This window comes from Streptococcus sp. HMSC10E12 (genome assembly GCF_001807855.1).
GTDB lineage: Bacteria > Bacillota > Bacilli > Lactobacillales > Streptococcaceae > Streptococcus > Streptococcus salivarius.
In genome coordinates this window covers 17,113-38,224 of the sequence record NZ_KV791095.1, presented here as the reverse complement: position 1 = coordinate 38,224, position 21,112 = coordinate 17,113, and the positions used below count along the sequence as shown (strand labels likewise).

14 protein-coding genes and 1 pseudogene are annotated in these 21,112 nt (G+C 38.0%); 14 read left to right on the top strand and 1 reads right to left on the bottom strand.

The genetic code is table 11. From position 1 onward, the window contains the following. A partial coding sequence (locus tag HMPREF3112_RS11685) for an LPXTG cell wall anchor domain-containing protein (RefSeq protein ID WP_256262671.1) occupies positions 1 to 203 on the top strand: 203 nt, incomplete at its 5' end. Between the two features lie 203 nt (positions 204 to 406). Here HMPREF3112_RS11685 and HMPREF3112_RS06250 read toward each other — a convergent pair. After that, on the bottom strand, positions 407 to 850 hold the full coding sequence (locus HMPREF3112_RS06250; RefSeq protein ID WP_070438719.1) for a hypothetical protein: 444 nt from the start codon (positions 848 to 850) through the stop codon (positions 407 to 409). A gap of 626 nt (positions 851 to 1,476) precedes the next feature. Here HMPREF3112_RS06250 and HMPREF3112_RS06245 point away from each other — a divergent pair. From HMPREF3112_RS06245 to HMPREF3112_RS06185, 13 genes and pseudogenes are all read left to right on the top strand, one after another. Continuing rightward, positions 1,477 to 5,838: a glycoside hydrolase family 70 protein gene (locus HMPREF3112_RS06245; protein WP_070438716.1), complete on the top strand. Its 4,362-nt coding sequence runs from the start codon at positions 1,477 to 1,479 to the stop codon at positions 5,836 to 5,838. A gap of 778 nt (positions 5,839 to 6,616) precedes the next feature. Further along, a complete protein-coding gene (locus HMPREF3112_RS06240) occupies positions 6,617 to 10,600 on the top strand; it encodes a mucin-binding protein (RefSeq protein ID WP_070438713.1) in 3,984 nt (1,327 codons plus the stop codon). A gap of 269 nt (positions 10,601 to 10,869) precedes the next feature. Continuing rightward, a complete protein-coding gene (locus tag HMPREF3112_RS06235) occupies positions 10,870 to 11,619 on the top strand; it encodes an MBL fold metallo-hydrolase (RefSeq protein ID WP_048674294.1) in 750 nt (249 codons plus the stop codon). Positions 11,620 to 12,212: 593 nt separating this feature from the next. Beyond that, positions 12,213 to 12,929, top strand: coding sequence for an ABC transporter ATP-binding protein (locus HMPREF3112_RS06230; RefSeq protein ID WP_037600663.1), 717 nt, complete (start codon positions 12,213 to 12,215; stop codon positions 12,927 to 12,929). Next, entirely contained in the window at positions 12,923 to 13,732 is an 810-nt protein-coding gene (locus tag HMPREF3112_RS06225; protein WP_070438710.1) for a hypothetical protein, read from the top strand. The genes HMPREF3112_RS06230 and HMPREF3112_RS06225 overlap by 7 nt, the downstream gene beginning before the upstream one ends. After that, on the top strand, positions 13,713 to 14,384 hold the full coding sequence (locus tag HMPREF3112_RS06220) for a hypothetical protein (RefSeq protein ID WP_002891342.1): 672 nt from the start codon (positions 13,713 to 13,715) through the stop codon (positions 14,382 to 14,384). The genes HMPREF3112_RS06225 and HMPREF3112_RS06220 overlap by 20 nt, the downstream gene beginning before the upstream one ends. Before the next feature lie 223 nt (positions 14,385 to 14,607). Continuing rightward, positions 14,608 to 15,282, top strand: a pseudogene (locus HMPREF3112_RS06215) (response regulator transcription factor). Continuing rightward, entirely contained in the window at positions 15,267 to 16,334 is a 1,068-nt protein-coding gene (locus HMPREF3112_RS06210; protein WP_070438708.1) for a sensor histidine kinase, read from the top strand. The pseudogene HMPREF3112_RS06215 and the gene HMPREF3112_RS06210 overlap by 16 nt, the downstream one beginning before the upstream one ends. Before the next feature lie 105 nt (positions 16,335 to 16,439). Next, a complete protein-coding gene (locus tag HMPREF3112_RS06205; protein ID WP_070438705.1) occupies positions 16,440 to 17,003 on the top strand; it encodes a sugar O-acetyltransferase in 564 nt (187 codons plus the stop codon). A 121-nt stretch (positions 17,004 to 17,124) separates the two neighbouring features. Next, positions 17,125 to 17,535: a MarR family winged helix-turn-helix transcriptional regulator gene (locus HMPREF3112_RS06200; protein WP_002883563.1), complete on the top strand. Its 411-nt coding sequence runs from the start codon at positions 17,125 to 17,127 to the stop codon at positions 17,533 to 17,535. Positions 17,536 to 17,560: 25 nt separating this feature from the next. Next, positions 17,561 to 18,946: an MFS transporter gene (locus tag HMPREF3112_RS06195; protein ID WP_070438702.1), complete on the top strand. Its 1,386-nt coding sequence runs from the start codon at positions 17,561 to 17,563 to the stop codon at positions 18,944 to 18,946. A gap of 167 nt (positions 18,947 to 19,113) precedes the next feature. Further along, positions 19,114 to 19,872: a CPBP family intramembrane glutamic endopeptidase gene (locus tag HMPREF3112_RS06190; protein ID WP_070438699.1), complete on the top strand. Its 759-nt coding sequence runs from the start codon at positions 19,114 to 19,116 to the stop codon at positions 19,870 to 19,872. Positions 19,873 to 20,053: 181 nt separating this feature from the next. Further along, positions 20,054 to 21,067 carry a hypothetical protein gene (locus tag HMPREF3112_RS06185; protein WP_070438696.1) on the top strand — a complete coding sequence of 338 codons (1,014 nt, stop codon included), beginning with the start codon at positions 20,054 to 20,056 and terminating at the stop codon, positions 21,065 to 21,067. The last annotated feature ends 45 nt before the right edge of the window (positions 21,068 to 21,112 follow it).

The following is a 21,112-nucleotide window of genomic DNA, read 5'->3' as shown; positions in this document are numbered from 1 at the left end:
TCTTGAGTGCCTCTGAAAGCACAAGTATTTCAACAAGTATTTCAGAATCAACTTCTGAAGTGAAGGATCCTATGCACAAACATGGTAGCCAAGCGCTTCCTAAGACTGGTGAGGAAGACTCATCATTAGGTATGGCCTTGGGTGCCTTGGCAACTGCAACTGGTCTTGGATTTCTTGCCAAACGTAGGAAAAATGAAGAATAGGACGAAGACTATTCGTATTTCAGGATTGTAAAAGTCTTTACAATGCTCAGATAAGCACAATAAAAAACACCTTCATGTTAGATAACCATTCTAGCTAGGAGGTGTTTTTTGATTTGGAGATGTTGTCGTAGTTTCAAAATGGAACTGACCTTTTGAAATACTAATGACTACATAAAAATACGAGACCACTTGAACATGTTCCCTTATTTGTTGTCTTGCTCATTATCTTGTTTATACATGACTGTTCCCACTGTTACGAGAATAGTTAACAGAATCGGTACAACTCGAAAAACTCCCCAGTCAGGGTCATAGGCCAAAAAAATTGAAACTAGGTAAAAAATAATACTGGTGTATAGAAAGTTTTTATTCCCTTTTTTACGTCCTATTCCTGTTAAGATAGTTGCAATGATAAAACTAATCAAACTAGGTGCTAGGAAAATCATTATAACTATTCCCCAAGGATTTGACAGTCCTAAGAGCAAAAATAAGGCAAGATAAACGATAGCTAAATAAAAGGCGACTGCAAGGAGAATAGAAGCAAGCCTGTTGTCTGGAGAGTTCTTCTTAATGAGCTCTTGATTATTGACCTCTTGACCAGTCTGACCCTTATCTTGGCTTGTGTTGAAGTTTGTATGTTGTACTGACATCTTTCTCACCTACCCCTCTATTTGTTTCTAAATAGTTTAACTCTTTTCACCTTTATTATACTCCTTTTTCCTTGTTTTCAGCAGGGTAGATAGGTATTTGAACTATTTGTTATGATGATTTGTCGCTCTATAATCTAGTTTCTGTTCCCTTCGTTTTTGATGGAAAAGAGTATTTTTAATTAGCACTAGAGTGACCAAACTTGACCCTTTGACACCTCAGTAAGTAATGAATGGCTTAGATAGTTAGAATTTAGATTTTGTATGAGAAGATAGTCTAAAAAAGACACTATCTTGACAGACCTAATGGTTTGGTAAGGATGGTATTTTTTGTCGCTTTGAGAGAAGTACCTTAAGGATTTTGTGAATTTTCATTAGATTTCCTTGTAATCCCATTAAAAGGAGGTCTTATCAATAATCATTCTAAATAGCCATAGAGTGTCAGTTATCTGTTTCTTAACGAACTAAAATGAGCATGTTTATAATTCTAAACACTCATTTAAAACTAATGTTATTAAAACAATAAAAGGACTTTTCTAAAAATTATGAAAATTTATCGAATCTTATTGAAAAAAAGCTTTCAATGATTTAGAATGAAGCTATAAATGGGAAAAAGGAGTCTTTTTATTATGGACAAAAAAGTACATTATAAAATGCACAAAGTTAAGAAACAATGGGTAACCATCGCAGTTACAGGGATGTCACTCGGTGCAGTCTCAGCGGTTTCTTTAGGAACTAACGACGGTGTCGTTCAGGCCGACGAACACACGGATGCTACTGTAGCCATCCCCGATATTACTGTTGATACGGGTACTGTATCTAACGATACAACGGCTGCTCAGGATCCAACTACAGCAGTTGCAGCGACAAATGATGTCGCAACTGACCAAGCAGCTCCAACAGCAACTTTCGATTTGACAACTGATACAACAAATACAGTTGCAGCGAATGCTGTTGATACGGCATCGACTGTCGGTACTGATCGTGCGGCAACTACAACAGATACAACAGCAACTAATGATACAGCTGTTGATACAACAAATAACAATACTACAACTGACACAACAACAGTTACTGATCGCGCAGCGACACGTGAACGTCGTGCGACTGGTGCTCGACGTGGTCCTACAGGAGGCCGTCGTGCTACCCCAGTTAACGGCAATACTAACAATGCTAATAATACTGTCACAGTAGTAAACAACGACCTTCCAGCAACTAACACTGTCGTAACTGATGGTCCAAGTCACATCAAAACAATTGATGGAAAACAATACTACGTTGAAGATGACGGCACTATTCGTAAGAACTATGTCCTTGAACGTAACGGCGGAAGCCAATACTTCAACGCTGAAACTGGTGAATTGTCTAACCAAAAAGAATACCGTTTCGACAAGAACGGTGGAACAGGTTCATCAGCTGATAGCACAAACACAAACGTTACTGTAAATGGTGATAAAAATGCCTTTTATGGTACAACTGATAAAGATATCGAACTTGTTGATGGTTACTTCACTGCCAACACATGGTACCGTCCAAAAGAAATCTTGAAAGATGGTAAAGAGTGGACTGCTTCAACTGAAAATGACAAACGTCCATTGCTTACAGTTTGGTGGCCAAGCAAGGCTATCCAAGCGAGCTACCTCAACTACATGAAGGAGCAAGGTCTCGGTACCAATCAGACCTATACGTCATTCAGCTCACAAACCCAAATGGACCAAGCAGCGCTTGAAGTTCAAAAACGTATTGAAGAACGTATTGCGCGTGAAGGTAACACTGACTGGTTGCGTACAACTATCAAAAATTTCGTGAAGACCCAACCAGGTTGGAATTCAACTTCTGAAAATCTTGATAATAGTGACCACTTGCAAGGTGGTGCCCTTCTCTATAACAACGATAGTCGTACAAGTCATGCTAACTCTGACTATCGTCTCTTGAACCGCACACCAACTAGCCAAACAGGTAAACACAATCCTAAGTATACTAAGGATACAAGTAACGGTGGTTTCGAGTTCTTGTTGGCTAATGATATCGACAACTCAAACCCAGCGGTTCAAGCTGAGCAGTTGAACTGGCTCCACTACATCATGAACATCGGTACTATCACTGGTGGTTCTGAAGATGAAAACTTTGATGGTGTTCGTGTCGATGCCGTGGATAATGTCAATGCTGACCTTCTCCAAATTGCTTCAGATTACTTCAAAGCTAAGTATGGTTCTGATCAAAGCCAAGAACAAGCTATTAAGCACTTGTCTATCTTGGAAGCATGGTCTCACAATGATGCCTACTACAATGAAGACACCAAAGGTGCTCAATTGCCAATGGATGACCCTATGCACTTGGCATTGGTATATTCACTCTTGCGTCCAATTGGTAACCGTTCAGGAGTTGAACCACTCATTTCAAATAGTTTAAATGACCGTTCTGAAAGTGGTAAAAACTCTAAACGTATGGCTAACTACTCATTTGTTCGTGCCCACGATTCAGAGGTACAATCAATCATTGGTCAAATCATCAAAAATGAAATCAACCCTCAATCAACAGGGAATACCTTCACTCTTGATGAAATGAAGAAAGCCTTTGAAATCTACAACAGAGACATGCGTAGTGCTAACAAGCAATACACACAATATAACATCCCATCAGCATATGCCTTGATGCTTACGCATAAGGACACTGTGCCACGTGTTTACTATGGAGACATGTACACAGATGATGGTCAATATATGGCTAAAAAATCACCATATTATGATGCTATTGAAACCCTCTTGAAAGGTCGTATCCGCTATGCAGCCGGTGGTCAAGATATGAAGGTTAACTACATCGGTTATGGTAATACTAATGGTTGGGATGCTGCAGGAGTCTTGACTTCTGTACGTTATGGTACAGGTGCTAACAGTGCTTCTGATACTGGTACAGCTGAAACACGTAACCAAGGTATGGCAGTTATTGTTTCAAACCAACCTGCCCTTCGTTTGACAAGCAATTTGACGATTAACATGGGTGCGGCTCACCGTAACCAAGCTTATCGTCCATTGCTTTTGACAACAAACGATGGTGTGGCTACTTACTTGAATGATAGCGATGCTAACGGCATTGTCAAATATACTGATGGTAATGGTAATTTGACATTTAATGCAAACGAAATCCGTGGTATCCGTAATCCTCAAGTTGATGGTTACCTTGCTGTTTGGGTGCCAGTAGGAGCTTCTGAAACTCAAGATGTGCGTGTAGCACCAAGTAAAGAGAAAAACAGCAGTGGTTTGGTCTACGAATCAAATGCTGCCCTTGATTCACAAGTTATCTACGAAGGTTTCTCTAACTTCCAAGACTTCGTTCAAAATCCATCACAATACACTAATAAGAAGATTGCTGAAAATGCTAGTCTCTTCAAATCATGGGGTATTACATCATTCGAATTTGCCCCACAATACGTTTCAAGTGATGACGGTAGCTTCCTTGACTCAGTCATCCAAAATGGTTATGCCTTTACAGACCGTTATGATATTGGTATGAGTAAGGACAACAAGTACGGTTCATTGGCTGACTTGAAAGCAGCTCTTAAATCGCTCCACGCTGTAGGTATCTCAGCGATTGCTGACTGGGTTCCAGACCAAATCTACAACCTTCCGGGCGATGAAGTGGTCACTGCAACTCGTGTTAATAACTATGGTGAAACTAAAGACGGCGCAATCATCAATCATAGCCTCTATGCTGCTAAGACACGTACCTTTGGTAATGACTACCAAGGTAAATATGGTGGTGCCTTCCTTGATGAATTGAAACGTCTTTACCCACAAATCTTTGACCGTGTTCAAATCTCTAACGGTAAACGCATGACTACTGACGAGAAGATTACGAAGTGGTCTGCGAAGTACATGAATGGTACTAACATTCTTGACCGTGGTTCAGAGTACGTGCTTAAGAATGGCCTAAGTGGCTACTACGGTACAAATGGTGGTAAAGTTAGCCTTCCAAAAGTAGTCGGAAGCAACCAATCAACTAACAACAACCAAAACGGTGATGGTAGTGGTAAGTTCGAGAAGAGCTGGGGCAGTGTTTACTATCGTTATAACGATGGCAAACGTGCTAAGAATGCCTTCATCAAAGATAATGACGGAAATGTCTACTACTTTGATAATACAGGCCGTATGGCAATCGGTGAAAAGACTATCGATGGTAAACAATACTTCTTCCTCGCTAATGGGGTGCAATTGCGTGATGGTTACCGTCAAAACCGTAGAGGTCAAGTCTTCTACTATGATGAAAACGGTGTCTTGAATGCTAACGGCAAACAAGATCCAAAACCAGATAACAACAATAACAACAATAACAACAATACATCAGGTCGCAATCAATTTGTTCAAATTGGTAACAATGTTTGGGCTTACTATGATGGTAATGGTAGACGTGTAACAGGCCACCAAAACATTAATGGTCAAGAGCTCTTCTTCGATAATAATGGTGTCCAAGTTAAAGGGCGTACTGTTAACGAGAATGGAACAATCCGTTACTATGATGCAAACTCAGGTGAAATGGCTCGCAACCGTTTTGCTGAAATTGAACCAGGTGTTTGGGCTTACTTCAATAATGATGGAGCAGCCGTAAAAGGTTCACAAAATATCAATGGTCAAAACCTCTACTTTGATCAAAATGGTCGTCAAGTGAAAGGTGCTTTGGCTAATGTTGATGGCAACCTTCGTTACTATGATGTAAACTCAGGTGAGCTTTACCGTAATCAATTCCATGAAATCGATGGTAGCTGGTATTACTTCGATGGTAATGGTAATGCTGTCAAAGGCATGGTTACTATCAATGGTCAAAACCTCCTCTTTGATAACAATGGTAAGCAAATCAAAGGTCATTTGGTTCGTGTGAACGGCGTTGTTCGTTACTATGATCCAAATTCAGGTGAGATGGCTGTTAACCGTTGGGTTGAAGTGAGTCCAGGATGGTGGGTTTACTTTGACGCTCAAGGCCGAGGACAAATCTAATCGTTTCCAAACTGTATGAACCGAGACAGTAGTCTCGGTTTTTATGGCATAACTGGGTTTCCGTAAAGACTGAGATGTGGACTGTGAATAGTCATTTAACCCTTTTCTTGGCTGAGTTGTGAAATACCTATGACTATTTGGTGCCCAGAATGACAGCAAAATAGCCTAATCCCAATGACTATTATTAATGCACAATTTAATACGAGAAAGCTTTAAAATTAGGGATTTTCATTAAATGGTTCCAATCTATTGACGAAGCGTCAAAGTCAATCTATACTAGGAGTAATACCAGTTATTTATTGGCATCCCTAGTCGAGGACTAGTCGCAGGCTTGGCCTGTGTCATTCCTAATAGGCCATTTCTTTAACAAATACAGTAAGGCTCTAGCCATTCAAAGATGAGAAGTAGTTGTGATAGTTTATAGTGTATTTCTTATGAGAGTGTCTTTAGGGAGAGAAAACTCCATTAAAGAGTCATCATTTAAGTTATCGGGCTAATCTCATTTTGATGTCACTTTCATAAACTACTTGATAGATATTGCACATTAAAGCGCTATTTTTTTACTTAGGGGTTAAAATGATTAAAGTTCTTACACCTTACTTGTAAAAATTCGATTCTCGTATTATAGTATATATAAGAGATATCAAAAATTTTAATCTTTGATAAGAGCTTGTTAGCTTCTCTGAGGGAAAATGAAATCTTAATAGAAAAGATTTCCATGAGAACTTAGCAAGTAAAGGATTTTATTTCTCATAAAAAGAAGAAAGGGGGAGTATTTTTGAGAGCCTATAGGGAAGATGCGACTGAAGCAGCAGCAAGAACTGCTGAAGAGCATATTGCACGTAAATCAGCGGACTCTGATTTAGTTGATACTATAGATCTTTCTAATTTATTGACTAACCCAAAAAGTCGCTCTGACCACGGTGCCCCCTCTCCATTAGATTTTGCCAGAGCTGACGAAGTTCTCTTTGATAATCATGCTCAATCGGAAACCGTGAGGATTCCATCCAAGCAGGAGATTATCTTTCAAGGAGCGGATTCGCAAACTCCAGATCCTGAAGTCATGGAAAACCATGTCTTCACAGGGACTAGGGATAGGAAGACTGGTTTAATCGAATGGGACAAGGACAGTTATACCTATCCTAAGATATCGGTACCAGTTGTCCAGGGCTATTTCGCTGACCAAAAGGAAGCGGGTTTTAACGTTGTCACGCCCTATGTGCCAACGGTAACGGAACATGTGACCTATAGGAAATTGGGACGCATTATCCCTGTGACAGAAGATGGGGAATATATTCCAGGTGCTTTGACTAAGCAGTATAACAATAACAAAAAAGATCCACGAAAGGCGGGTGAGACAGCAACACCAGCTGTTCAAGATTATATGACAGATATTAAAAGTGTAGTACCGAACAAACCAGGAGCGGACACTCCGGTTGTGTATCGTAAAATTTTTAAGAAAGCCAGCATCACTTATATTGATGAAACTACCGGTGCTTACTTGGTTAGTGACCAGTTGACCGGTGAATTGGGTGAAGCGATTGAATACGGAACAGCAACACGTATCAAGACTTTCAAGGACATGGGATATGACTTGATTCAGGACGAATTCCCTAAAGACGCTATTTTTGATGATAAAGATATTGATGATCAAGAGTGGTTCGTCCTCTTGCAACACGATGTTGCCAAGGTGGGACCTGAAAATGAACAAGTCCCAGATACTCCAATCAATCCTAATAATCCAGATGGACCTAAATGGCCATCTAAGTATGCTTACGAAAAAGAAGTAAGCTTCACAGTCTTTTACAGAAGTACAGATGGCAATGCTGATTTGCCAAATGCAGATGTGCAAAAGGCTTATTGGGTGCGTACTCTTACCTTCGACAAGGTTACAGGTGAGCTTGTTGATGAGACAGAGTGGTCTCCAAACAAAACCAAGTATTATGATATCTATGCACCAGTAGTTTTAGGCTATTTTGCGGATAGAGTAGAGGTTAAGGGTAGAGATGTTACTGAGGATAATATAGAAGAAACCGTTACCTACGTTCCACTTGGTAAGATCATTCCTATTGATGCGAATGGACGTTTGATTCCAAACGTGCCAACGCCAACCTTCAACAACGATGCTAATAACCCAACTAAGGTTAGTGAGACTCTTGTTCCTCACATTCCGGGTTACCGTCCAATGCAACAAAGTGTCATGCCTGAGAGCTTGACAGACGATATTCTTGTTGAGTACGCTCCAATCCTTGAAGATGTAACGCAACCAACCTTGCAAACTGTCTTCTTCAAAGGAGCTGGCGAAGCAACACCGTCTGTTAATATTCAGTCTGACTTCAGCTTCACTGGTAAGTACAACCAAGCAGAAGACACTTACACATGGGATCAAGACAGCTATACTTTCGCTAAGGTTAATGTTCCAGTTATCGAAGGTTACTTTGCGGACAAGGCAGTGGCTGGTATGCAGGTTGTTACCCCTGATAAACCCGAAGCAACAGATAGTGTTGCCTATAAAAAGCTTGGTAAGATTATCCCTGTTGATAGCTTTGGTAATCCAATCGCAGATGCAGAGCCAGTTCATTATGCTAATGATCCTCAAGATGCTACGCAAGTTATTGAGACACCAGCACCACAAGTTGCTGGCTACCAAGCTGAAAGTGAATTGGTATTGCCAATTGACCTCAGCATGGACCAAACCTTGGTTTACGAGCCAATCTTGGATGATATCACGCAAGATACGAAACAAACGGTTACCTTCCAAGGTGCAGGCTACAAAGATCCAGTTATCAACATCCAAGATAGCTTCAGCTTCCACGGTAAATTTAACCAAGTGGAACAAACAAGCACTTGGGATCAAGACAGCTTCACTTACGATGTTGTAGAAGTTCCAGTTGTAGATGGCTTCTATGCGGATAAACGTCAAGCTGGTGGTCTTGAAGTTCGCCCAGACCTTCCAGAAGTGGAAGATACAGTAACTTACACAGAGCTTGGTAAGATTATTCCAGTAGATGAGTATGGTACACCTATTGAAAATGCACCTACTCCAAGCTACAACAACGATCCTGAAGATCCAACCATGGCTATGGAAACAGTTGTTCCAGATGTTCTTGGTTACATTTCTGAAAAGGCCTTTATTACTCCAGAGCACCCAGGTCAAGATACCAACGTGGTTTATGCTAAGGATGAGCAAAAAGCTATTATCCTTTACATGAATGAGCTTGATAAGTCAGAATTGACTCGTGATGTTGTTGTCGGAAGCTCAGGTGAGAAGATTGACTACTCTACTGATGAACAAATCGCAAACTTGCTCAAACAAGGTTATGAACTTGTCAACGATGGTTATGAAGAAGCCTTTGACCACACTTACAATGGTGACTCTGACTTTGACCAAGTCTTCGAAGTGGTTCTTCGTGAACGTTTGGTTCTTATCGACCCAGATATGCCAGCACCAGTTGCAGGTGAAGTCGTAGATCCAAATGATGTGAATAGCCCAGTTTGGCCAAATAGCGTAGAGATGCTTGAAAACCGTGCCGATGTGACACGTACCATCCAGTATGTCTTCGAAGAAGGTGGTTTGGCTAGCGACGACTACGTTGAAGTTCTTGATTTCAAACGTTTGGCTAATGTTAACCTTGTGACAGGCGCTATCAATTATGAAGCATGGTCAAGTACTCAAGCTGGCTTCTCAGCGGTTCCTTCACCAGAGGTTGTCGGATTTACACCAGACCGTATGGAAGTCGCTGAAATGACAGAGGTTTCTGTGGAAACTCCTGAAATCATGGAAGTGGTTACTTACCTCAAGGATGCTCAGAAAGCTACAGTCACTTATGTTGACGGTACAACTCGTAAGAAACTTGAAGTGGTCGACTTGCTTGGTAAATCAGGCGAAGTGATTGAATACTCAACAATCGAACGTATCAAGTACTATAGCGATCGTGGTTATACCCTCCTTGCAGATGGCTTCACAAACGGTGTTATCTTTGATGGTGATTCACATGTTGACCAAAACTTCATGGTTACCCTTCGTCATGGTACCGTTCAAGTAGGTCCAGATAACATCCAAGAAGCTGGTACACCAATTAACCCAGCAAATCCTGATGGTGCTAAATGGCCAGAACGTGAAAGCTATATCAAAGATGTAACCTTCACAGTTCTCTACACATCTAGCGATGGACAAGCAGAACTTCCTGCTAATAACATCCAAACCGCTCAATGGACACGTAGTTTGACCATTGATAAGGTTACAGGTGAAGAGCTTGGTTCAAGCTACTGGACTTCAAATAAAGGTCAGTTTGAAACAGTCATCACACCAGAAGTAGAAGGCTACAGCGCTGATAAGGATAAGGTTGAAGGTAAGACCGTTGGTCAACGTAACCTTGAAGAAACCGTTGTTTATATCCCGCTTACAGGTGATATCAATGGTAAACCTAAAGAAAACAAGGCAGACGATATCGTTGTTGAAGAGGTTCAAGACCTAGAAGTTCTCGACCAAGTCGAAGAACAAGTGGAATCTCATGAGGGACCAGTAACTTATGGACCAGGCGATGACTTTGAAGCACCTGTTTCAAGTCAAGCTGAGGGTAAAGGCTCTAAACACAAGATGCCAATTAATCTCTCAAATGAGGAAGAAGCAAGCAAAGGTAAGATTGAAGAAACCATCAATATCGCAGGCTTCACCGTATCGGTAACAGGCCTAGGACTTGGTCGCAACGGACGTAAGAAGAAAAATAAAAAAGATCACAAAGATCAAAAAGACAAATAATATAAAGACCTGAATGACTCAGGTATGCCCAGACAGAAAGAAAATCTCAAGTTGCATAGAGCACTTGGGATTTTTTTGTTGATTACCTAACTGAGATTTGTGGAAACTTAGCATTATAAATGTAAAAGAAGGTATCGAACATACGCTGGTATTGATAAAAGTGATGATAAAAACTATAATCTAGTTACAAGAGCTGTGCACTTAAATGCTCATTCCATTATTGTTAATGACTGGTTTTTCAATTCATGGTCGTTATAAAAAGAGGTACTATGTCTATTTCGTTTACTTATTGTGGCGTTGCATGTGGCGTCATTTCCATTGATAATCAATTTCATATTGGAATTGATCCTGACTTGTCTCCTAAAGGAACATCAGTTCAGTTTAAAGGATTTGTCTCCGAGAAACAAACTGATGTTCATAAGGATAAGTCTCTTCTTAGTAAAGTTGATGTATGGCTAATTACTCATGGGCATCAAGATCATTTGGATGATGTAGGGAAAGATTATTTGAAGAGTAAAACAGTCATTTCTCCTAATAAGAAAATCTTAAATGGCGTGTCATGCTTAAATAATAGTGTTTTAAAATGGGGAGAAGAACAATCATTTCAAGTCGCTGACTATTGTATCACCATTAAAGCACTACCGGCTTATCATGCCAGCAACTACATCATACGAAAGATTGTTGGTAAAGTGAATGGTTATCAAATATCAATTACAAGTTCGTCAGAAACTAAAGTCATTTATTTTACCGGTGATACTGTTTTGTACCCAGGTTTAACAAAAAATGTTCCTCAAAATATAGATGCTATATTTGCTAATTTAGGCGCTGTAAAATCAGGTTCATTCGGTGGACCATTTACCATGGACTTGAAGATGTTAAATCGAATGAAAGATCTCCTTCAACCTAAAAGGATTTATCCCATTCATATAGATGATTATAGTCATTACAAGACAACTAAAAAAGAAGTTGAAGCAGCAGGCTATAAGGTTTTAGCTGTAGGTGAGACTATCGATATATAATTAAGTAGAATAAAGACTTTACTTGCTTTTGTATGGGAGTTTTGCTTGAATCTCAATGTGAGTATCAGTTTCAAAACGAGTGAAACAATGATATTTGGATCTGTAATCCCGATTAATTCTGTGGTATTCTTAATAAGTCTCATGAGTTCTTCCTAATGATGGTTTGGTCGCTTTTCGTTACAGTTCTTATGGGACTTTTTGTGTACATTCAGAAGCTCTATAACCTCTACAGTAGTTTTAACCACTACAGAAATTATAACGCCAAAGAAAATCTCAAGTTGCATAGAGCACTTGGGATTTTTTTGTGGATTGTTTCTTATCTAAAATAAGATGTTTAAAGACTATCTCAGAACATTTTTTTATTAAAAATATGTAAACCTATTAACTCTGATTTTTTTCCGAAAAGATATTGATAAACTACAATTATAGTGAAAGGTACCTTCACTATAACAAGACATTCTCCAGATTGGGTTTCAGATTTTAAAACTTCCCCTTTTAATGCATATGCATGGGTGGAGCTTGATAGTAAGCCTATTGGTGAAAGCATTAATTTATGAAATTTCAAAAGGTTCTATTCGTCAAAGGAAAGCAAAATGATTAATATTACTAATTTAAATAAAACATATGATGACAAAGTTGTATTATCAAATATAACTTTTCAAGCTAATAAAGGTGAAATTACTGGTTTGATCGGACCTAATGGTTCTGGGAAATCAACCCTAATAAAAATACTATTAGGGTTGGAGTCAGCTGATAGTGGAAAGGCAACTATTTTAGGAACAACATATAGTGAGTTAGGAGCTGAGCCAATCTCAATAGTAGGAACTTTTTTAGATAGTTATCAACCTTATCCAAGTAGAACTGGTTATGAGCAATTAAGATGGATTGCACTTTCTTGTGGACTAAGTAAGCAACGTTGTACTGAATGTTTAGAAATTGTTGGATTAAAAGATGTTGGTAAGAAGAAAATCAAAGATTATTCTTTAGGAATGAAGCAAAGATTAGGCTTGGCAACAGCAATACTTGCAGACCCAGATATTTTGATTTTAGACGAACCTATTAATGGGTTGGACCCAGAGGGAATCCGTTGGTTAAGAGAGTTTCTCAAAGACTTTGTGAAACAAGGAAAAACAGTACTATTAACTAGCCATTATATGAGCGAACTTGAATTAACCGTAGATAGAGTTGTAGGTATTTCAAATGGTCATGTTGTTCTAAATGACAAACGTGAGCAAGTATTGAAGCAATATGATAGTTTTGAAAACGCCTATTTTAGCTCTGTACATGAGAGGAGTAGTATAAAATGTTAAGTCAAGTTATAAAGGGGTATTTATATAAATATAGCCATCTAACTTTATTTAAAATGGGATTTTTTATCTTAGTTGTAGTTAGTTTGTTTTTTACCTATCAAAATATTCAAGTCATTAATGCACTACACACTGGTGCTGCCAACTCAGTAAATATTGATCCAAATATAATTGAAACTCCCTATAGAACGGTGAGAGATGCTATTTTATCATCTCCTTATCAGGCAACCGTGTTATTTTTGCCTATATTATCAGCATTAATTCTAGCAACTGATTATCAATTTGGTGAGGATGAGTTTTCATCACTAATTTGTGCTAACTGGAAAATAAGGTTGTTTTCACAGATATTTAGTATAATTGTTATTTCAATAATGACGACCTTTACGTTGTTTTTATTAAATGCATTACTTCTAAAATTCATGTTAGTTAGTAAGTTACAAAGTATTCTGTCTATAGGCTTAATGCTTGATGTTTTCACTAGACTAGGAGCTTTTACAATTACACTTAATTTACTCTCTCTATTACTTGTAAAAATAACAAAAAGATCAATTCCTTCTTTGATTGTGATAGTTTTATTGTTAGTTTTCTCTTTATCAGGCATACTTAAGGCAATTTCTCCTATTTTAGACAATTTATTACCTTTAATTGGAGCTAAGTCTTTTGCTTTTGGTAGGGTCGAAGCCGGTCAGACAACTCAATTATATGGAGCGATTCTTCTATTATTTGAAACTTTCCTTACTACGATTTGTTTATTTTATTTAGAAAAAATAAAATGGGGGAAGAAGAATGAAAAGCCAATTGCATAGCTTATTATATAAAAAGTATAGTTTATTACCTATACAGGTTTATTTATTATTTCAGTTAGTATTTGTTATTATAATAAGTTTATTAAGATATCTAAAATTCGAAGTTAATGAAGATTCTATCACTTTTAACAGTTCTGTTTTATTAACTATAATATCGTTCTCTTTTTTAGGGAATGGAGTTTTAAATGCAAGTGTAGAATTGAGGACACAAAGTTATAAGCAAGTTTACCTGAACAACGGAAGTAGGGTGAAGGCAGCATTATACATATTATTAATAGATCTACTAGAATGTTTAACACAGTCAGTATTAGCAGGTTTAATAGTAATGATGTTTAGTCAGGGTATTCATAGTGAAGTAAATTTTTATTATTACTTGTTTGGTTCAGTTGTATACTTTTTAGCGGGTTACTCTTTTTCCTTTTTATGCGGTAATTCAATGATTGCACTTGCAATTTTGCTATTATTTCCTATACTCGTGTTGCCTTTTATAGATAGGGTTTTACCAATAGCTTCAAGTGTAATAATATATGATTTAGTTTTTCAGCTAATACATACAAACTATTCTATAATGCGTTTTATTGTATTTATAATTTGGCTTTTTGGATTATTCTTTACGAGTTATTGCCTTATTAGAAAGGAATTTTTAAAGTAAGCCAAATAAAGATTGTTTTTTAGATGAGACAACATCGAATTTAGATAGATTGACTGAAAAATAGATACAAGACTTTGGAGCACATATTCTGTTACTTAAAAATGAGCATTATTGAGATTTGGTAGAAACTCAATTTATTGAATTATCAATTATATGCTAATTTTGAAATGTATTTTCGATTTTTAATTATGTTACAATATATTCAAAACGTACGAGGGAAAAAATGGTAAAGTCAAAAATTCTAGTTATTGACGATGATTTAAAAATTTTAAGATTGATTAAGAATATTCTGGAGAAAAACTCCTATGTAGTTGAAACTAGAAATTCTGTTGAAGATATTAACCTATGTGACTTCATAGGATTTGATTTGATTTTACTGGATATAATGATGCCAGTGAGTGGTATTGATATTTGTAGTAGTATCAGAAGTCAGATTTAAACACCCATAATTTTTATAACTGCTAAAAACCTTGAAGAAGATATTGTTGAAGCTATTGGAATAGGTGCAGATGATTTTATTACCAAACCATTCGGTATGAAGGAGTTGGTTGCAAGAGTCAAAATGCATATTAGAAGAGATAAAAGGCTACTTTCTGTCGGAGATACTGAGACTAGTGGTTTACTTCAATTTGATAGGGTAGGAAAGGAATTAATAGTAGACGGTAATAGTATTTCTCTTTCGAGAAGGGAATTCGATTTATTATATTTGTTGTTTACCTATCAAACTAAAATCTTTAGTGTAGAGGAGCTTTATGAATATTTGTACCCTCAAAGTTCAGAAGTTCAGTACCGAAGTATTACAGAGTATATCTATCAGATTCGACAAAAATTGAAACCTTATGGTATTGATCCAATCAAAACTCTTTGGGGTGGGGGATATAAATGGCAAAATCAATAACATTAAAGCAGTTGATAAGAGCAACTTATTTGAAAATTATTTTTCAATTTTTGTTATGCATTTGTTTTTTCTACATTATTCCTGCCCTATTTACAGCGGTTGAAGGAATTAATGCTAACAATGTGAATAGCTTTACTATGTTTTTTAGTGTTAGCTCGTGGATTTATCTTTGTGTCATTTTAGTTGTTATAATTGTAAGAAATGTACAAAAACTTCTATATGAAATTCAGAGAGAGATGAAGACAGTATATGAACAAAGCTTATATTCAGACAATAACAAATACTCTAAGCCACTAAGGTTATTTGAATTTATTGAGACAAAAGAACATATTATGAAGATGCAGGATAAAATTCAAAAGATGCTTGAAAAAGAGAAAAAACAAAAGCAAGAGCTAATGTTCAGAGTGTCTTCCGCAGCACATGATTTAAAGACACCTCTAACAATAATTTCAGGTAATGCTGAGTATCTTCAAACATTTGATGTGTCTCCTGAGTTAACTCAATGCTTGTTAGATATCGAATCTTCAAGTCAACAACTAGATAATTATTTTAATCAATTTATTCAATATTCAAAAACATTTTATAAAGATAATATCAATAAAGAGCATATTACTTCGGAGCAGCTTGCGTTATGTTTGATTAGAGAATTAACTCCTCTGACAACTGGGACTTGTGTTTTAAATGTATTGAATGAAACCCCATCTGATACTACTATTCATATTGACTTAGTATTATTCTTAAGAGCAATTACTAATCTAGTGAATAATGCAATGTCCTATAGTCAATCAATGATGCCAAAGATAGTTATAAAATTATCATCTGAGCAAAATAAGATTGTTTTATCGGTTTGGAATGATGGCTCAAGGTTCTCAGCTAATATGATTGATAATGTAGGATCGCTCTTTTACCAAGATAATCAGTCAGGAAACGACTCTCAAAATCACCATTTTGGAATAGGGTTATCTTTTGTAAAAAGAGTCGTAGAACTTCATGATTGGGAACTGAAACTTTCTAATGAAAATAATGGAGCTATGGTTACAATTTATATTTAGTAATATTTTTTAAGTTGAGATATTTAGCTAGTTTATATCTGTTCTCTTGTGGTAACATCACTTCTATACTACAATATAGGAAAACAATCATAAAAGGAGTATGCCATGCCGACAGAATATGAAAAAATGATTGCGGGTGAGTTTTATAAACCTAGCGACCCTGAGTTACGTGCTCTAGCAGCTAGCTCAAGAGAAAAACAATGGGCCTTCAATGCCGAAACTGACCGTCTCAAGAGAGCTGAAATTGTCAAATCTTGGTTTGGTTCGACTGGTGAAAATCTTGCCATGAATCCTCAGTTTGTTACGGATTATGGTGTTAATATCCATATCGGTGAAAATTTTTATTCTAACTGGAACTTGACTATGCTAGACGTCTGTCCTATCACGATTGGTGACAATGCCATGATTGGCCCCAATTGTCAGTTTTTGACCCCCTTGCATCCGCTTGATCCAACAGAGCGTAATTCAGGCATTGAATATGGTGCTCCAATTACGATCGGTGATAATTTCTGGGCCGGTGGAGGCGTGATCATCCTTCCAGGAGTGACCTTAGGGGATAATGTAGTTGCTGGAGCAGGAGCCGTTGTGACCAAGTCCTTCGGTGACAATGTGGTTCTAGGTGGAAATCCGGCGCGTGTGATTAAGGAAATTCCTGTAAAGAAAGACTAAATATAGCAACTCAAGGATTCTAGGTCCTTGAGTTTTCTATTTTTTGAAAGAATCTATTGACTTGAGCTAATAATTCTTCTATACTGCTAGTTAGCTAACAATATAGTTAAGGAGTCATTTTTTGGACCATTTTGGACGCTTGTTAAAACAAGCCAATAATAATATGATGCGTCATTTTGACCAGTTTGCTAGGCAATATGATTTGACTGGAAATCAGATGGCTGTCATTGATTTTATAACCAATCATGCGGATCAAGAAGTCTTTCAACGGGACATTGAGCACGAATTTGAGATTCAGCGTTCGACAACGACAGTGCTCTTACAGCGAATGGAGAAGAAAGGCCTGATTGAACGCCACACATCTTCAAAAGATGCAAGGCAAAAGGCGGTTGTTCTCACGGATAAAGCTCTCAGTATCGCTTCTGCCTGTCAATCTTATCTTCGAAAAGAGGAAGAAGAGTTTGCCCAGCAATTTTCAGCTAAAGAGAGAGAAGTCTTTCTCAAAATCTTACAACACTACCGTAATATTTAAGTTTATCTAGGAGGAGCAAATACTTATGTCAGACGAAAAAATCTCCACCAAGATCCTGTGTGCCATCTTTGCAACAGGAATCCTTTCTTTTTGTGGAGTGGCTGGTGAAACAGCTATGAACATCACCTTTCCTGTATTGATGAAGGCATTTTCGGTTAATACGTCAACAGTACAGTGGGTTACAACCATTTATCTATTAGTCGTTGCTTGCGCGGTTCCCTTATCTGCCTATCTCAAGCGTTCCTTTAAGATGAAAACCATCTTTCTGGTCGCAAACCTTTTGTCTATCTTAGGTGTTCTCATTGACTTTATAGCGCCTAGTTTTAGCTTTGTTGTTTTGGGACGATTGGTTCAAGGGATGGGGGTTGGTTTTGCCCTACCTCTCATGTTTAACATCATTTTGGAGCAGGTGCCAAGTCGTAAGATTGGTCTCATGATGGGAGTTGGGACACTGATTACAGCAGTTGCACCGGCGATTGGACCAACTGTTGGTGGACTTTTGACAGCGCATTTTGGTTGGCGTTCTATCTTCCTCATTCAGTTTCCTATTCTCTTGGCTTCACTGATTGCAGGGCTTCGGTCCATTGAGCAAAAGAGTGAGGTTAAACGTGAATCTTTGGATATCCTCAGTCTAGTGGCTACCATCTTTCTTTTCTTGGGATTGATTTTAGGCCTTCATGGGGTTGCTGAACATGCCTTCTTCAGCTTCTCAGTCTTAGGTTGGCTTTTGATTGGAATCTTAGGTCTTGTCATTTTGATTTGGCGTTCTACAACATTAGAAAATCCTATCATCAATCTCTCTATTTTGAAAAATCGTAAACTGACAGGTCATATCATCGCTTTCTTTTCTTTCCAATTGGGTTCCCTTGCGATGAGTTTCCTCTTGCCAAACTATGTGCAGTTGGTTAACCACTCTAATACCACTCTTGCAGCCTTGATGCTCCTCCCAGGAGCTATCATTGGTGCGGGATTTGCTCCGTTTTCGGGTATCATTTTAGATAAGATGGGAGCTCGTAAACCAATTTTGATTGGGGCAATCCTTATCGTGCTTGCTCAGTTGTTATTTAGCTTGTTTGGTCTCTCTCTTTCCAATACTTTGATCCTAGTATTTTACATGATTTTCATGACGGGGCTTGGCGTTGCCTTTGGTAATGTCATGACCAATGGACAGAAACAATTGTCACTTGATGAACGTGCTGATGCCAATGCCATCTTTAACACCCTCCAACAATTTGCAGGAGCAGTGGGAACAACCCTAGCCTCTCTAATTGTTGCTATGAGTCAAGCTAATAACAAGATTGACTTTGCGCAAGCAACAGCACAAGGAAGTCGAAATGGGTTTAGGGTTTTACTTGTTTTAGCAGTATTCCAACTTATTGTACTTGTGAGCGTCGTCAAAAAGAACGATTAATAATTAAATTGAAGCAAAGGAAACATGCTTTCCCTTGCTTTTTTCTTTCCTTAAGCGAACTACTAATTTTACTGCAAATTTTAGTGTTACTTTAAGGATTATGACTTATAATAACCTTAAATAATAAACGAGTCTTCGATGAAGATGCTAGAAGGAAGGGAAGGCCCATGTCTTTACTTAAGAAAATTCATCCTGACCAGCCGCTCAAGGAACTGAGATGGTTTGATATCGGTATTGTTACGCTGATTATGTTTGGTCAGTTTATTGTTCGTTCGACACAAATGTATTTGGCCAGTTTGTCTCCAAGCCTTTCTACCGCAATCAGTGAGACATCAACAAATACAGCCAGTGAAGGAGCAGGCTATTCAAGTAATTTCACCTTGCAGATTATTCTCCTAACCTTAGCGATTATATATCTCTGGATACGTCATTTTGACTTTAAACAATTACCTATACGCCTAAAGTGGTCTGTTCTCTTTTGGGTACCTTTTATTTTTGCTATCATGGGCTTATTTGCCGATATGGTGAGCACTTTGTCAGGTCAGTATAATTACTTTAGTCCTCAGGTTCTAGCCTTTATTAGCCCTATGGCTGTGATTGATAAGTTTATGGCCTTATCGCCTATGGCTATTGCCTATGCACTACTCAACGGTTTCTACGAGGAATTTTTCTTCTTAGGGCTCTTGACCTCAGTAAAGGACAAGTATAAATGGTGGGTCTTGGTCTTTTCAACCATTGTCCGTGTGTCCTTCCATACCTATCAGGGCATGCTATGGGCTCTGGTTATCGGTGTGGTCTTTGGTCTATTCTATTATTTTCTTTATAAATACAAGGTTAAAAACCTCCTTCCATTCTTCTTAGCCCATGCTTTAGCGGATATGTTTGGCTCAAGCCTCATTTATCTCTTGGTCAACTGGAATTATTAGTAAAACAACTCCCCTCGTTTAAGTACGAGAGGAGTTGTTGTACTCAATTAACCCAAGAAAAACTCTAAACGAATAGCCGATTGTAATGATTATTGATTAGGAAATGATTTGATTTTTATTAAAAATATGAGATAATAGATTTGGACTAATTTTTAAACAGCAATTTTAGAGGGAGACAATGATGTCAAAACGACTATTTTCGGATGAGCTGAATGCCCCCAAACCCCTTAAGGAGCTTTTCTGGGAAAATGCAGAAAAAGCTCGAATGGGGGAATTTTGGAAAGACAAAAAGAGTTACAGAGAGCTCTCAGAAGCCACGGAGATTCCGTCAGGAAGCCTTCGGATGCTCTTTATGAACAAGCCTAAGGGAAATATCCCAAAGATTGTGACCATTACTAACGGTCTGGCCAAGGTGACTGGGAAAAACATTACACTTGGGAAGCTCTTAGCTCGAGACAATCAGCATGAGGTTTTTGAGTTTCCAAGAGATCCTGATCAGGTCACCCAAAACTTGTGGCACAACGTTCGCAAGAAGCTGGAAATCACGGAAGATATGGATGAGGGAGAAGTCAGAGAACGTATGACAGCATTTGTAGTCTCATCTGGTATGGCTCAAACCAACTATGACCTGATCAATCAAAGAGGAACGGTTTCGCTTGATACTTTGGAAAAATTTTCTAAAAGACTTAGAGTTGAGCCTTATGAATTGTTGGCTACAATTAGACGAAGGGAGATTATTGATAGGGACGATTTCCCTGTTCCTAAGGAAAATGATAGCGACTACCACATCGATATTGGCAAGCTCAATACATTCATTAAATCACAACCTTACTCGCCCAACGGTCAAGAGGTAGCCTCTGCAAACTTAAGCCCACAGAATCTTTATCATTATTATTCAAAAGGAACTATCGGTGATATGCCCATAAAAACGGCCTATAAGTTTAAAAGACTTGTGGATATCTATGAAGCGGAATTTGGTATTCTTGAACCTTCAAGCAGAGTTTTAGATGTTAAGGAACTGAAAAAGTTCCTTTATAGTGGCATGATCACCGGCTATGCCATTTCTAAAACAGGGTTGATGAATGCGACCAATGGAAATCTCTACATCAAGGGCAAACGTCCTATCGAATCCATGCAACTGGATCGTGCCTTCGGTCTCTATAAACACCTAAAAAGACTAAAAAAGGACCAATAAATTCTTTACCTAACAAAAAGCCAAAATCAGCATGCTGATTTTGGC

What these genes read in the sequence shown, in the direction of transcription:
- HMPREF3112_RS06250 (WP_070438719.1), bottom strand. Translation starts at nt 850, where the DNA reads ATGTCAGTACAACATACAAACTTCAACACAAGCCAAGATAAGGGTCAG.
- HMPREF3112_RS06245 (WP_070438716.1), top strand. Translation starts at nt 1,477, where the DNA reads ATGGACAAAAAAGTACATTATAAAATGCACAAAGTTAAGAAACAATGG.
- HMPREF3112_RS06235 (WP_048674294.1), top strand. Translation starts at nt 10,870, where the DNA reads ATGTCTATTTCGTTTACTTATTGTGGCGTTGCATGTGGCGTCATTTCC.
- HMPREF3112_RS06230 (WP_037600663.1), top strand. Translation starts at nt 12,213, where the DNA reads ATGATTAATATTACTAATTTAAATAAAACATATGATGACAAAGTTGTA.
- HMPREF3112_RS06225 (WP_070438710.1), top strand. Translation starts at nt 12,923, where the DNA reads ATGTTAAGTCAAGTTATAAAGGGGTATTTATATAAATATAGCCATCTA.
- HMPREF3112_RS06220 (WP_002891342.1), top strand. Translation starts at nt 13,713, where the DNA reads ATGAAAAGCCAATTGCATAGCTTATTATATAAAAAGTATAGTTTATTA.
- HMPREF3112_RS06210 (WP_070438708.1), top strand. Translation starts at nt 15,267, where the DNA reads ATGGCAAAATCAATAACATTAAAGCAGTTGATAAGAGCAACTTATTTG.
- HMPREF3112_RS06205 (WP_070438705.1), top strand. Translation starts at nt 16,440, where the DNA reads ATGCCGACAGAATATGAAAAAATGATTGCGGGTGAGTTTTATAAACCT.
- HMPREF3112_RS06195 (WP_070438702.1), top strand. Translation starts at nt 17,561, where the DNA reads ATGTCAGACGAAAAAATCTCCACCAAGATCCTGTGTGCCATCTTTGCA.
- HMPREF3112_RS06190 (WP_070438699.1), top strand. Translation starts at nt 19,114, where the DNA reads ATGTCTTTACTTAAGAAAATTCATCCTGACCAGCCGCTCAAGGAACTG.
- HMPREF3112_RS06185 (WP_070438696.1), top strand. Translation starts at nt 20,054, where the DNA reads ATGTCAAAACGACTATTTTCGGATGAGCTGAATGCCCCCAAACCCCTT.